At 66.4% G+C, this 12,581-nt stretch carries 13 protein-coding genes; 5 read left to right on the top strand and 8 right to left on the bottom strand.

Going from position 1 to position 12,581, the window contains the following annotated elements; genetic code table 11:
- Positions 1-20 precede the first annotated feature (20 nt).
- The 4 genes from ACFQU1_RS14610 to ACFQU1_RS14595 form a co-directional block, all read right to left on the bottom strand.
- Positions 21-2,417, bottom strand: a complete 2,397-nt coding sequence (locus ACFQU1_RS14610; protein WP_378133729.1) for a xanthine dehydrogenase family protein molybdopterin-binding subunit — start codon at positions 2,415-2,417, stop codon at positions 21-23.
- Positions 2,414-2,899 (bottom strand): (2Fe-2S)-binding protein, encoded by a 486-nt coding sequence (locus tag ACFQU1_RS14605; protein ID WP_378133727.1) that lies wholly within the window; start codon positions 2,897-2,899, stop codon positions 2,414-2,416. The genes ACFQU1_RS14610 and ACFQU1_RS14605 overlap by 4 nt, the downstream gene beginning before the upstream one ends.
- Positions 2,896-3,780: an FAD binding domain-containing protein gene (locus tag ACFQU1_RS14600; protein WP_378133725.1), complete on the bottom strand. Its 885-nt coding sequence runs from the start codon at positions 3,778-3,780 to the stop codon at positions 2,896-2,898. Before ACFQU1_RS14600 ends, ACFQU1_RS14605 begins: the two co-directional genes overlap by 4 nt.
- A gap of 124 nt (positions 3,781-3,904) precedes the next feature.
- A complete protein-coding gene (locus ACFQU1_RS14595) occupies positions 3,905-4,339 on the bottom strand; it encodes a heme-binding protein (RefSeq protein WP_378133723.1) in 435 nt (144 codons plus the stop codon).
- Between the two features lie 191 nt (positions 4,340-4,530).
- Here ACFQU1_RS14595 and ACFQU1_RS14590 point away from each other — a divergent pair, with 191 nt between their 5' ends.
- The 4 genes from ACFQU1_RS14590 (at position 4,531) to ACFQU1_RS14575 (ending at position 8,458) form a co-directional block, all read left to right on the top strand.
- Complete coding sequence (locus tag ACFQU1_RS14590) at positions 4,531-5,409, top strand: NAD(P)-dependent oxidoreductase (RefSeq protein WP_378133721.1); 879 nt, start codon at positions 4,531-4,533, stop codon at positions 5,407-5,409.
- 106 nt (positions 5,410-5,515) lie between these two features.
- Positions 5,516-6,619, top strand: coding sequence for an LLM class flavin-dependent oxidoreductase (locus ACFQU1_RS14585; protein ID WP_378133719.1), 1,104 nt, complete (start codon positions 5,516-5,518; stop codon positions 6,617-6,619).
- Positions 6,616-7,419: a 3-oxoadipate enol-lactonase gene (pcaD, locus tag ACFQU1_RS14580; protein WP_378133717.1), complete on the top strand. Its 804-nt coding sequence runs from the start codon at positions 6,616-6,618 to the stop codon at positions 7,417-7,419. The genes ACFQU1_RS14585 and pcaD overlap by 4 nt, the downstream gene beginning before the upstream one ends.
- A 49-nt stretch (positions 7,420-7,468) precedes the next feature.
- On the top strand, positions 7,469-8,458 hold the full coding sequence (locus ACFQU1_RS14575; RefSeq protein WP_378133715.1) for a Gfo/Idh/MocA family protein: 990 nt from the start codon (positions 7,469-7,471) through the stop codon (positions 8,456-8,458).
- 15 nt (positions 8,459-8,473) lie between these two features.
- On the opposite strand, the gene ACFQU1_RS14570 is transcribed toward ACFQU1_RS14575, so the two are convergent.
- From ACFQU1_RS14570 to ACFQU1_RS14555, 4 genes are all read right to left on the bottom strand, one after another.
- Positions 8,474-9,175 (bottom strand): TetR/AcrR family transcriptional regulator, encoded by a 702-nt coding sequence (locus ACFQU1_RS14570; protein ID WP_378133713.1) that lies wholly within the window; start codon positions 9,173-9,175, stop codon positions 8,474-8,476.
- The gene (locus ACFQU1_RS14565) at positions 9,172-9,690 is read right to left on the bottom strand and encodes a flavin reductase family protein (protein WP_378133711.1); all 519 of its coding nucleotides are present in this window, start codon (positions 9,688-9,690) and stop codon (positions 9,172-9,174) included. Before ACFQU1_RS14565 ends, ACFQU1_RS14570 begins: the two co-directional genes overlap by 4 nt.
- Before the next feature lie 37 nt (positions 9,691-9,727).
- A complete protein-coding gene (locus tag ACFQU1_RS14560; protein WP_378133709.1) occupies positions 9,728-10,906 on the bottom strand; it encodes an acyl-CoA dehydrogenase family protein in 1,179 nt (392 codons plus the stop codon).
- 61 nt (positions 10,907-10,967) lie between these two features.
- Complete coding sequence (locus ACFQU1_RS14555; RefSeq protein ID WP_378133707.1) at positions 10,968-11,465, bottom strand: VOC family protein; 498 nt, start codon at positions 11,463-11,465, stop codon at positions 10,968-10,970.
- A 150-nt stretch (positions 11,466-11,615) separates the two neighbouring features.
- Between ACFQU1_RS14555 and ACFQU1_RS14550 the strand changes: the two genes are divergently transcribed.
- Positions 11,616-12,572, top strand: coding sequence for a cyclase family protein (locus ACFQU1_RS14550; protein WP_378133705.1), 957 nt, complete (start codon positions 11,616-11,618; stop codon positions 12,570-12,572).
- Positions 12,573-12,581 lie beyond the last annotated feature (9 nt).

The following is a 12,581-nucleotide window of genomic DNA, read 5'->3' as shown; positions in this document are numbered from 1 at the left end:
CGTCGTCTTTGCGACTGTTGCTATGGTCTGTCTTTGGCTGCATCGAGCGCCTGGAGCACGACCTCCGGCGTCAACGGTATCTCCGTGATGGTCACGCCGAAGGGCGCGAGCGCATCATTGACCGCATTGGCGACAGCGGCGGCCGCACCGGCGGTGCCGGCCTCCCCCGCGCCTTTGGCGCCGAGCTCGGATTCCGCCGTGGGCGAGACCACGTGGCCGACCTCGATGTCCGGCATCTCCCCCGCCATCGGCACGAGATAATCCGCCATGGTGGCGTTCAGGAGCTGACCCGCCTCGTCGTAGCGGCAATGTTCGAAGAGCGCGGCGCCGAGCCCCTGCACGACACCGCCGCGGACCTGTTCGTCGACGAGCTGCGGATTGATGAGCGTGCCGCAATCCTCCACCACCCAGTGCTTCAGGAGCTTGATGAAGCCGGTCTCGGCATCGACCTCGAGCCAAGCGGCCTGGATGCCGTTGGTGAAGGCGAAGGGATATTTTCGCGGCACGTAATGGCGCGTCGCCATCAGTTCGGCCTGAAAGTCCTGCGGCAGGGTGTCCGGCCGGAAATAGGCGATGCGCGCCACCTCTTCGAGACCGACACGCTCGCGGCCGCCCGCCCGATCGATGACCACGCCGCCGGCTATGTCGAGTTCCTCCGGGTCCGCCTGCAGAATGGTGGCCGCGACCGCGAGCACATTGCTGCGCAAGGCCTTGCCGGCCTGCCAGGCGGCTTCGCCGCCGATGCCGGCCGCGCGCGACGCCCAGGTGCCGCCGCCGTAGGGTGTGACGTCAGTGTCGCCGAGAATGACCCGCACATGCTCGATCGGCACGCCCATGGCGGTTGCCACGATCTGCGCGGTGATCGCCTCCGAGCCCTGCCCCTGCTCGGTGATGCTCGTCTGGCAAACGACGGCGCCAGTCGCATCGAGCTTCACCGTCACGCCATCCTGCGAGGAGATGCGCGCGCCGCCGACCCCATAGAAGGCGGCGCTCGGATTGGTGACCTCGATGAAGCTCGCAAGGCCGATGCCGCGATAAACGCCTTTGGCCCGCAGCTCCGCCTGCTCGGCGCGCAGGCCCTCGTAGTCCATCATGGCGAGGAGCTTGTCGAGCGAGGCATGGTGCGACAGCGCCTCGAACTTGAGGCCGGCCGGGGACCCGCAGGGATAGGCGTCGTCGCGGATGAGGTTTCGCCGGCGGATCTCGACCGGATCCATGCCGATGGCACGGGCGGCGAGGTCGACGAGCCCCTCCGTCACCGAACAGGCGATGGGATGGCCGACGGCGCGATATTGGCAGGTGACGTTCTTGTTCTGAAACACGACGCGCGCCCGCGCCCGATAATTCGGCGTGACATAGGGGCCGCCGACCAGGTTCACTACCTGGTTGGCCTCGATGGCGCTGGTGCGCGGATACATGGAATAGGGCCCGATGCCCGTGACGTCGTCGATCTCGAAGGCGGTGATGGTGCCGTCCTTCTTCACGGCCACACGACCGCGGCAGCGGTGGTCGCGGGCGTGAATGTCGGTGGCGAAGCTCTCCATGCGGTCCGCGACATATTTCACCGGCCGCTTCAGCAGCTTGGAAAGAGCCACCGTCGCCATCTCGTCGGCATAGGCATGCACCTTGATGCCGAATGAACCGCCGACATCCTTGCAGACGATGCGGACCTGCCGTTCCGAAAGTCCGAGATGCGTCGCATAGACATTCTGCATCATATGCGGCGCCTGGGTGCCCTGATAGACGGTGAGCAGCTCCTCGCCGGGGTTCCAGTCCGCCAGAACGGCCCGCGGTTCGAGGGTCACGCCGGTGTGACGGCCGAAGACGAATTCGACCTCCGCCACCGCATCGGCTTCGGCGAAGGCGGTATCCACCGCCCCCGCATCGAGCCGCCGCTCGAAGGCGAGATTGTCGCCGAGATCCGGATGGATCACGGGCGTGTGCGGGTCGAGCGCCGTCATCATGTCGGTGACGGCCGGCAAGGGCTCGTAATCGACCCCGACCTGTTCGGCGGCATCCTCCGCCTCGGCGCGCGTCCGGGCGAGAACGGCGACGACCGCCTCGCCGGCCCAGCAGGCGCGATCGATGGCCATGGCGTGCTGCGGCGCCGATTTGAGCCCCTTGAGATGCGACAGCACGCCGACCCAGGCCGTGCAGATTGCGGCGAGCTCGGGCCCGGTCACCACAGCCACCACGCCCGGCCGGCGGCGCGCCTCCTCCGCGTCGATCCCCAGGATCCTGGCATGGGCATGCGGCGAGCGCACGAAGGCCAGATGGACCATGCGCGGCAGGGTCATGTCGCTGACGAATTGCCCACGGCCCTGCAGGAGCCGGGTGAGATTCGGGCGCGGCACCGAGCGGCCGATATAGGAATTGGGCCGATCGAGAGCCGACAGGCCGGAGGCGGGATCACTCATGCGCGCCCTCCCCGGCTTCGGGCCGTCGCCTCGACCGCATCGACGATCGCCTGGTAACCGGTACAGCGGCAGTAATTCCCGGATAGGTGCTCGCGGATTGCGTCGCGATCCGGCATGGGCTCGGCGCGGAGCAGATCCTGCGCGGCCATCAGCATCCCCGGCGTGCAATAGCCGCATTGCAGCGCATTGCGGTCGGCAAAGGCTGCCTGCAGATCGGCGATCTCGCCCGTGTCCGACAGGCCCTCGATGGTTTCGACCTGCGCGCCGTCGGCCTGCACAGCGAGCACGAGGCAGCCACGGACGATGACGCCGTCCAGACGCAAGGTACAGGCGCCGCAAACCCCGTGCTCGCAGCCGATATGCGTGCCGGTGAGACCGAGCTCCTCACGCAGGAAATCGGCGAGATGCACGCGCGGCGGCACCTCGGCGGTGATCGTCTCGCCATTGACTGTGAGCGCGATCGGCAGACGCGTGGCGCTCATGCCGCCCTCCCCTCGGCCGCAAGCCCCGGCAGGAGCGGCGCGACGACACGCGCAAGGAGCACACGCGCGAGCTTGAGCCGCGTCTCGCCAGAGGCCTGCAGATCATCAGGCGGCGAGAGATCAATGTCGAGCGCCGCCTGCGCCTCGGCCAGCACGTCCGGCGACGGCGGGCGGCCGACCAGCCGCGCCGCTGCCGCTGTGGCGAGCGTCGGGCGATCGCCGACCGCGAAAAAGGCGAGCCGCGCGTCGGCGGCCGTTCCGTCCTGCGCGAGCCGGAGCCGGCAGGCGAGGCCTACCAGGGCATAGTCGCCGCCGCGCCGAGCGAGCTCGGCAAAGCCCGTGCGGTCGTCAGCGCGCCCTTGCGGGATCTCCACCGCGGTGATGAGCTCACCCGGCGCAAGCGCCGTCTCGTAAATGCCCATGAAGAAGTCATCGGCCGGCACGCGCCGTTCGCCGTCCGGCCCGGTGATGACGATCACCGCCTCGAGCGCCACCATCACGGCCGGCAGTTCGGAAGCCGGATCGGCCTGGGCGAGATTGCCGCCGATCGTGCCGCGGTTGCGGATGGCGGGATGTGCCACGTGGCGCACGGCCTCGGCCACGAGCGGGCACTCGCGCGCAATGACATCGGAGGCCAGGAGATCGGCATGCCGCGTGAGAGCGCCAATGCGGACCGTCGCGTCTTGCAGCGCAATGGACCGAAGGCTGTCCAGCTGGCTGATATCGATGAGCAGGTCGGGTGCCAAAAGCCTCAGATTGAGCGCCGGCAAAAGGCTCTGTCCGCCGGCCAGCAGCTGCGCGCCCTCGCCATGGCGCGCGAGAAGATCGAGCGCATGGGCAAGCGAGTCAGCGCGGACGTAGTCGAACGCCGCAGCTTTCATGGGCGGGTGTCATCCCCTTGCGTTTCCTCGCCGATAAGTAGAACCTCAGGCTGCCTGGGCGTCAAGCTTGTTTATCGAGCGATTATTAAAGCTTCCGTGCCATGAGGGTCGTCGCCTAGGGAGCTCAGCCGCCAGTGTCGGCCGCCAGACCCGCGGCCTCGATCCCGGCGACGGCACAGATCTCGTCGTTATCCGACGTATCCCCGGAAATGCCGACTGCGCCGATCACCTCTCCTGCCCCGTCGCGGATCAGGACGCCGCCCGGTACCGGCATCATGCGACCCTGGCTGACGGGACCGAGCGCGGCGAAGAAGCCGGGCATCTTGGCCGCACGCGCCGCGAGTTCCCGGCTGCCGAATCCCATGCCGAGTGCCCCATAGGCCTTGCCGGTCGCGATCTCGATCCTGAGAATGCCGGAGCCATCCTCCCGCTTGGCGACGATCACATGGCCGCCCGCATCGAGCACGACCACCGTGAGCGGCGCAAAGCTTCGCTCGCGTCCGCATGCCAGCGCAACATTGGCGATTTCATCGGCCTGTTTCAACGACAATACGGGCATCATTCTCTCCATCGCGCGGCACCGGCGTGCCATCAAAATTGTCCGGATCACTTTGGCGCGAAACCACCGCGGCTCGGACGGGCAGACTATCGCCGGGCTACAGCGCCGTTGACCCAAGTTATCGATTGATCATTATTCTCGATGGAGACGGATCGCAACAGATGCGAGTCCGCAGCAGCACGAGGGGCATCATGGGCGGAACTGTCGGTATCGTGGGCCTCGGAATCATGGGCGGCGCGATCGCCCGCAATCTTGTCGAGCGCGGTTGGACGGTCGTCGGCAGCGACCTCGATCCCGGACGGCGGGCCGAGCTCGCGGCGGCGGGCGTCGAGATCGCCGACGGTGCCGCCGCCGTCGCCCGGGCAGCGCCGGTAGTGCTAACCAGCCTACCGAGCCCAGCGGCGGCAGCCGCGGTCGCCACCGAAATCGCGTCGTCGGGCGCTGAACCGCGCGTCGTCGTCGAGACGAGCACATTGGCACTCGCCGACAAGCTCAAGTTCCGGGAGATCGTGGAGGGTGGCGGCCATGAGGCGCTCGATTGCCCCTTGAGCGGCACCGGCGCGCAGGCGAAGATGCGCGATCTCGTCGTGCTCGCCAGTGGCGATCCCACCGCGATCGCCAAGCTTCGACCGTTGTTCGGCGATTTCGCCCGCAGCACCGAAGACGTCGGTGTCTTCGGTAACGGCAGCCGCATGAAATTCGTCGCCAATCTTCTGGTCGCCATCCACAATGTAGCAGCCGCCGAGGCGATGGTGCTCGCCATGAAGGCCGGGCTCGATCCGCATGAGGTGGTCCGGGTGATCGGCGCCGGCGCCGGAACTTCGCGCATGTTCGAGGTCAGGGCACCGATGATGGCCGAGAACTGCTACGAGCCCGCAACCATGCGCGTCTCGACCTGGCAGAAGGACATGGCCGTGATCGGCGCCTTCGCCCGCGAACTCGGCTGCGAAACCCCGCTGTTTTCGGCAAGCGGGCCCGTTTACGACGAGGCCCTGGCGTCCGGGCTCGCCGACCAGGACACAGCGGCCGTCTGTCGCGTGATTGCGGCCAAGTCCGGTCTCACGCGCTGAGGGCGTTTCACCTTTTCTAATGGGAAAGAGTAGAAATTATTAGTTCGTCGACAGACCCTCGCGTCCTAGGCTCCGGTCATTCCGCCCCTATGCTGAGGAACTTGCGATGAAGCTCGGCTTCTTCACCATGCCGATCCACCCCCTCGGCAAGGACTGGCGCCAGTGCCTCGCCGAAGATCGCGAGGCCTTCCTGCTCGCCGACGAACTCGGCTACAGCGAGGCCTATGTGGGGGAGCATGTCACCGATCAGGCGGAGAACATCACCTCCTGTGTCGCCTTCCTCGCCTGGATCGCCGCCGCCACGAAGCGCATCCGCCTGGGTACCGGCACGGTGAACTTGCCGAATGCCCATCCGGCGACCGTCGCCGCCCAGATCGCCATGCTCGACCACATGCTCGACGGCCGGCTCAATTTCGGCATCAGCCCTGGCGGCCTTCTGTCCGACGCGGAACTGTTCGGCAATCTCGATGCCGACCGCAACGGCATGTTCCTGGAGGCGATCAACACGATCCTCGCCATCTGGGCGGGTGAGCCGCCCTACGACATCGAAGGCAAATATTGGACGGTCTCCACCGCCCGCACGGCCATGAAGGAGATCGGCCAGGGTTACCTGCCACGCCCCCTCCAGCAGCCGCATCCGCCCATCGTGGTCACCGCCGTCGCCCCCTTCTCGAAGGGTGTGACGGAGGCAGCGGCCCGCGGGTGGGAGCCGATCTCGGCGAATTTCCTCATGCCGCAATGGGTGCGCAGCCACTGGCCCCGCTATGTGGAGGGCTGCGAGCGCGTCGGCCGCGCGGCCGACCCCGCCAATTGGCGTGTCGCCAAGAGCGTCTTCGTCGCCGACGATATGGCGACCGCAAAGGCCTATGCCATGGATCCGGAGGGCCCCTATTGGGCCTATTACCGTTCGCTCTTCACCAAGATGAAGAAGAACGGCCGGGTCGAGCTCTTCAAGACCCATCGCGATCAGCCCGACGAGGAGGTCACCCTGGAGGGCATCTGCCAGCGGCTCATCATCTACGGCACGCCGGACAAGGTCGCCGAGGACATTCAAGGGTTCCAGGAGGAAGTCGGCACCTTCGGCACGATGCTTTATGCCGGCAAGGACTGGAAGGACCGCGACCTCGGCCGCCGCTCCATGATCCTGATGGCCGAGAAGGTGATGCCGCGCCTCTCGGATGCGCCCGCCGGAATCGAGGCCGCGCTATGAGTGAGCCCGTGATAGTGGATCGCGGCGGGTTTCGGCTCGCCGCCCGCGTCTGCGGCGCGAGCGAAGGCGCGCCCTGGATCGTCCTGTCGAACTCGCTCGGCGCCTCGACCCTGATGTGGGAGCCGCAGATGGAGTGGCTCGGCCGACGCTACCGGATCCTCGCCTATGACACCCGCGGCCATGGCGCGTCCGAGGCGCCGCCCGGCCCCTATTCATTCGCCGATCTGACGGGCGACGTGCTTGCGCTCATGGATCATTTCCGCATCGACCGCGCCGCCCTCATGGGCCTCTCGCTCGGCGGCATGACGGCGCTCGGGCTCGCCATTCATCATCCGCGGCGATTCGAGCGCGTGGTGTGCTGCGATGCGCGCGCCGATGGACCCGAGCCTTTCGTGCGCAGCTGGGACGAGCGCCTCGCCGCCATCGCGGCCGGCGGGCTGGATGCCATAGTCGACGGCACCTTGGAGCGCTGGTTCGTCGCCCGCTATCATAAGGCGAATCCCGAGCAAATAGCGCGCTTTCGGGCCATGTTCCTCGCCACCTCGCCGGTGGGATTTGCGGGCTGCGCGGAGGCGCTGAAGCGGCTCGACTACCTGAAGGACCTGCCGCGGATCCGCATTCCCGTGCTCTATGTGGTCGGCGAGAAGGACCAGGGCGCACCGCCCGAGGCAATGCGCGCCATGGCGGCCGCCACGCCCGGCGCGCATCTCGTGCAGATCCCCGACGCCGCGCATCTGCCGAATGTCGACAACAGTTTTGCCTTTCACGCCGCCGTCGCCCCGTTCCTCGGCCTTTCCTGACGATCTCGGCGGGAGTGCGGGGCGCAATCAATCACCGGAGGATCCAGTCATGATCAATGCCGCGATCGTCGGGCTCGGCTGGTGGGGGCGCACGATCCTGCGCGAAATGGCGGGCAGCGAGCACCTGCGCTTCGTGCTCGGCGTCGATCCCGACGAGGCCGGGCGCGGCGCGGCGGCGGCGAGCGGGCTTGCAGTGTCGTCGCATTTCGAGGATGCGCTGGCGCGCGACGACATCGACGCGGTCGTGCTCTGCACGCCGCACCGCTTCCATGCCGGGCAGATCGCTGCGGCGGCCGCGGCCGGCAAGCATGTCTTCTGCGAGAAGCCCCTGTGCACGACCGCAGCCGAGGCGGACCGGGCGATTGCGGCGGTGCGGGCGGCGGGCGTCCAACTCGGCATCGGCCACGAGCGACGTTTCGAGCCGGCGGTGATCGACATGCGCCGTCGCTTCGCCGCCGGTGAATTCGGCACCGCATTGCTTCTCGAAGGCAATTTCAGTCAGGATAAGTTTCTTGCCCTGCCGCCGGACAACTGGCGCCTGTCGGCCACGGAAGCTCCGGTCGGGCCGTTGTCGGCCACCGGCATCCATCTGGTCGATCTCTCGGTCGCCCTATTCGGCCGCCCGGCGGAAGTCTGGGCGCGGCTCTCCACCCGCGCTACCCGCTTCGCCAATGGCGATACGCTCGCCATCACCCTCGCTTTTGAAAGCGGCGCCACCGCGCTGATTACCGCCATCCTGACCACGCCCTTCGTCGGTCGGCTCGCCGTCTACGGCTCGGAAGGGTGGATGGAGATCCGCGATCGCGCGCATCCGGAGAGCCCGGCCGGCTGGGACGTGACGAGCGTCCGCCGGGGCGAGGCGCCGGTCACGACCTTTGCGCCACCCTATGGCAATGTGCACGCCAATATCGAGAGCTTCGCCCGTGCGCTCGCCGGAGAGGCGCCTTATCCCGTCAGCCTCGACGAGATGCTGGCCAATGTCCGCGCCTTCGAAGCGATCACCCGCTCGGCAGCAAGCGGCCGGATCGAAGCCGTCTGAGACGCACCCGCGAGCTCACTGCTCGACATCGGGCCGGCGGCGCACCGCCGTCGGACGCACCTTCACATTGGTGCCGAAGACGCGAGAAATGCCCTCCAGAAATACATCGAGTGCATTGGCGATCATGCGCGACTTCTGTTCGAGCACCGGCGAGCCGTAGATGTATTTGCGCACGCCATAGTAGAAGATACCCCCGTGCAGCACCCAGGCGAGTTCGAGTTCGGCGGCGGTGGGCGTCTCCTGCGGCGGCAGGCCGGCCTCGTGGCGGTATTCCTCGATGATCCGCGTGAGGATGCGTGTTTCGACCACGCCGACATACCAGCGATTGATCTCCACGCCCTTCAATCCCGAGAAGAGATAGATCCTGATCCATTCGCGGGTGAAAATCGCGTCCGTATAGGCCTCATAGAAATTCTGCAGGCGGGCGCGAATGGGCAGCGTCCGATCGCGCAGGAGATCGTCCCATTCCGGCCGCCAGCGATCGAGATAGATCGTGCGGTAGACCGCCTCGATGAGGTTGTCCTTGCTGGGGAAATAGCGGTAGAGCAGCGGCTGTGTGACGCCGAGCGTGCGGGCGAGTTCACGCGTGCCGCCACCGAACCCCTCTTCCGCGAAGAACTCCGCCGCCTTGCGGATGAACTCGGCCCGGCGTTCGTCGGGCGAGCGGCGTTTCTGCTTGGGGCGTGGCGGGCTGACGTCGGGTTCGGCTGTGCTCATGATCCGGAAGGGGTGACATCCACTGTAGGGGTGAAGGATCCGAAGGCCCCGCGGCAAAAGATGAGAGGCTCTCGATCATCGTAGCTATAGGATTCCACCGCGCCGAGAAAGATGACGTGGTCGCCCCCGTAATAGCGATCGGTATTGCGGCACTCGAAGCGCGCGACGCTGCCGTCGATGAGCGGCGCCCCGCCGCGCCCCGGCGTCCAGGCGACGGTGGCGAATTTATCCGCCGCCGACCTCGCAAAGTGGCGCGCGACATGCTCCTGATGCCGGCCGAGCACATTGACGGCGAAATAGCCGGCCTCCTGGAACACCGACAGGCTCGGCGAATGCACCACCAGGCTCCAGAGCACCAGCGGCGGGCTGAGCGACACCGAGGCGAAGGAATTGGCGGTGAGGCCGACACGGCGGCCGTCGCCGGCCACGGCCGTGATGACGGTGACCCCGGTGCCGAAAGAGCCGAGCGCGCGGCGAAAATCGTGCGGATCGATGCCGGGGCGTGGATCAGGCATTTCGCCCGGGGGATCTCCGGAGTTGCTCACAGCCCGCTCACAATGTCGGATTCTCGGACGGCAGGCCAAGCGCCACGCGCCCGTAACCGGATCCCGCCGCATCGAAATTGAAGGCGATATGGGCATTGACGGCATAGCCGTCGCGGAATTGGCGCTGCAGGGTGCCCCTGCGATAGAGCCCGCCCGCACCGCTTGCGCCGAAGATGAGCGACACCGCCTCGGTGCATAGATTGACCGAGAAAGCCCCATCGCGGCGATAGGCGGTCTTTTCGAGGAGATCGGGCACCCGCCCGCGCGCCGCATCCGCCATCGCTTCGATGCAGATGCCGCGCATGATCCGCCGTGCCGCCGCAATGCGCGCGGCAGCCGCCGCCACCTTGATCTGGGTGGACTGCAGATCGGCCAGTTTGGCGCGATTATAGGTGGAGGCGCGCACCCGCGCCGAGGCTTCATAGTCTTCGAGGCATCCTTGCGCATTGCCGAGCCCGACGCCCGACAGCACGAAGGGAAAGAGCGCGAAGACCGGCAAGCGGTAGAGCGGCCCCGGATTGACGCTGCTGCCGGGGGTCGCCCCGCCGGTGAGCGCCGACACCGGCAATGTCATCTCCTCCGGCACGAAGATGTCGCCGACCTCGACGTCGTGAGAGCCCGTACCGCGCAGCCCGGCGCTGTCCCAGGTGTCGATGATGCGATAGTCGCGTTTGTGGACCAGGAAAATGCGATATTCGCTGGCGTCCGCCTCGTCCTCGGACGTCACCACCGCCGCCAGCATGTTCCATAGGCTCGGCTCTACGCCCGAGGAAAACGGCCAGCGGCCGGAAAGACGGTAGCCGCCTTCGGTCTTCGTCGCCCGTCCCGCATGGAAGATGAAGGAGGAGGCGATAAGCGTGTCGGGGCTCTCGTTCCAGACGATGTCCTGCGCCTCCTCGCCGAACATGGCGAGCATCCAGTGGTGGCTCGCGAGATTGGCGAGGTTCCAGCCGACCGAGGCATCGCCGCGCGCGAGCTCTGCCGCGAAATCGACGAGCGCGACATAATCGAGCTCCGCACCACCTACTCTGCGCGGCTGGAGAATGCGGAACAGGCCCGCCTCGTGCAGGTCGGCTTCGGTTTCGGGGGGCAGCCCTCTCAAATCCTCGGTTCGCTCCGCCCGCTCACGCAGGACCGGAACCAATGCGCGGGCGCGCGCGAGCAGGGCTTCGTAATCGTCGGTCACAATCGTCTCCGTCTTGGGCCCGAACGCGACGATGCCGTCGGTTGGGAGCCCGGTTCCGTCTTCAGTCGGCCTTGGCGCCGCCGCGCATCTGTGGCCGGTCGTAGTAGAGCGAGGCTTCAAGCGCCTCGCCGCGCTGTTCCGCGAAATCACCGAGGTTCTTCAGATGTGGAATGCGCGTCCGGTCGAGGGTCGTCACATCAGGCCAGTCGACCTCGACGAGATTGCCGCCGGGATCGCGCAGATACATCTGCACCGAGCCGTCGGGCAGTTCGTTGACGGAATTGCGGAAGGTTTTGTTGTCGAGGACATCAAGCGCCCTCGCCTCGTCGTAGACGGCGTGGAAGTCGTCGACGTCGATGGCAAAGTGCTGGTACATGGGCACCTGGTCATCAAGCTCGAAAATGTGCAGCTGCAGATCGCCACAACGCAAGTACTGCGTCTTGAAACCGAAATTATAGGTGGGCAGTCGCTCCATCCCGAACAGCCGCTCGTAGAAGCGCACCGATTCCTCCATGTTCCTGGAGCCGACCGAAAGATGGTTGAAGCCGCGCGCGGGCATCTGCGTCCTCCTGATTTATCGATCGATAAATTACACGGTCGAGCGCCCCAATGCAAGTGCGCCCTGGACTAACGTGCGTTGACATCCTGTCGAGATTATTTTTCATACGATAAATTAATGCGTCACAGCAACCCGACGGAGAACGCCCCCATGCCGCAGCCGGTCAACCGCGAGGCCATCCTGCAAGCCGCCGACAAGCTCTCGAATTGGGGGCGGTGGGGCGCGGACGATCAGATCGGTACGCTGAACAACGTCACGCCGGACGATATCGTTTCAGCCGCCGGCCTCATTCGCAAGGGCAAGGTCTTCGCGCTCGGACTGTCGTTGAAGGAGCCGATCCAGTCCGGGCTCTTCGGCGGCCGCTGGAACCCGATCCACACCATGCTCGCCACCGGCACGGATGCCGCCGCGGGCCGTCAGGACGAGCCGGCGCCCTATCTCCGCTATGCGGACGACGCCATCAACATGCCGTGCCAGGCCTCGACCCAGTGGGACGCGCTCTGCCACATCTTCCTCGAGGACAAGATGTACAACGGCTATGACGCGCGGCTGGTGGATGCCCGCGGCGCCAAGAAGCTCGGCATCGAGCATGTCCGCGACAAGATGGCCGGACGCGGCGTGCTGCTCGACATCGCCCGCTTCAAAGGAGTCGACTGGCTCGATGACGGCTATGCCATCACCAATGACGACCTCGACGCCTGTGCAAAGGCTCAGGGCGTCGCGATCCGCAAGGGCGATTTCGTCATCGTGCGCACCGGCCAGCAGGAGCGCTGCTTGGCGCGGCAGGACTGGAGCGGCTATGCCGGCGGCGATGCGCCCGGCCTTGCCTTCGAGACCTGCTACTGGATCCGCGAGAAGGACATCGCCGCGATCTGCTCGGACACCTGGGGCTGCGAGGTGCGCCCGAATGAAACGCGGGATGCCAACCAGCCCTGGCACTGGGTCGTCATCCCGGCGATCGGCATCTCGATGGGCGAGATCTTCTATGTGAAGGAACTCGCCGCCGATTGTGCCGAGGACAAGGTCTACGAGTTCTTCTTCACCGCACCGCCGCTGCATCTGCCCGGCGCCGCCGGCTCGCCGATCAACCCGCAGGCGATCAAGTAGCTGGAGGGG

Origin of the sequence: Chelatococcus sp. GCM10030263, from assembly GCF_042666455.1 — a bacterium.
Classification (GTDB): domain Bacteria; phylum Pseudomonadota; class Alphaproteobacteria; order Rhizobiales; family Beijerinckiaceae; genus Chelatococcus.
The sequence above is the reverse complement of the archived record's forward strand: the minus strand, read 5'-3'. Positions and strand labels throughout refer to the sequence as shown.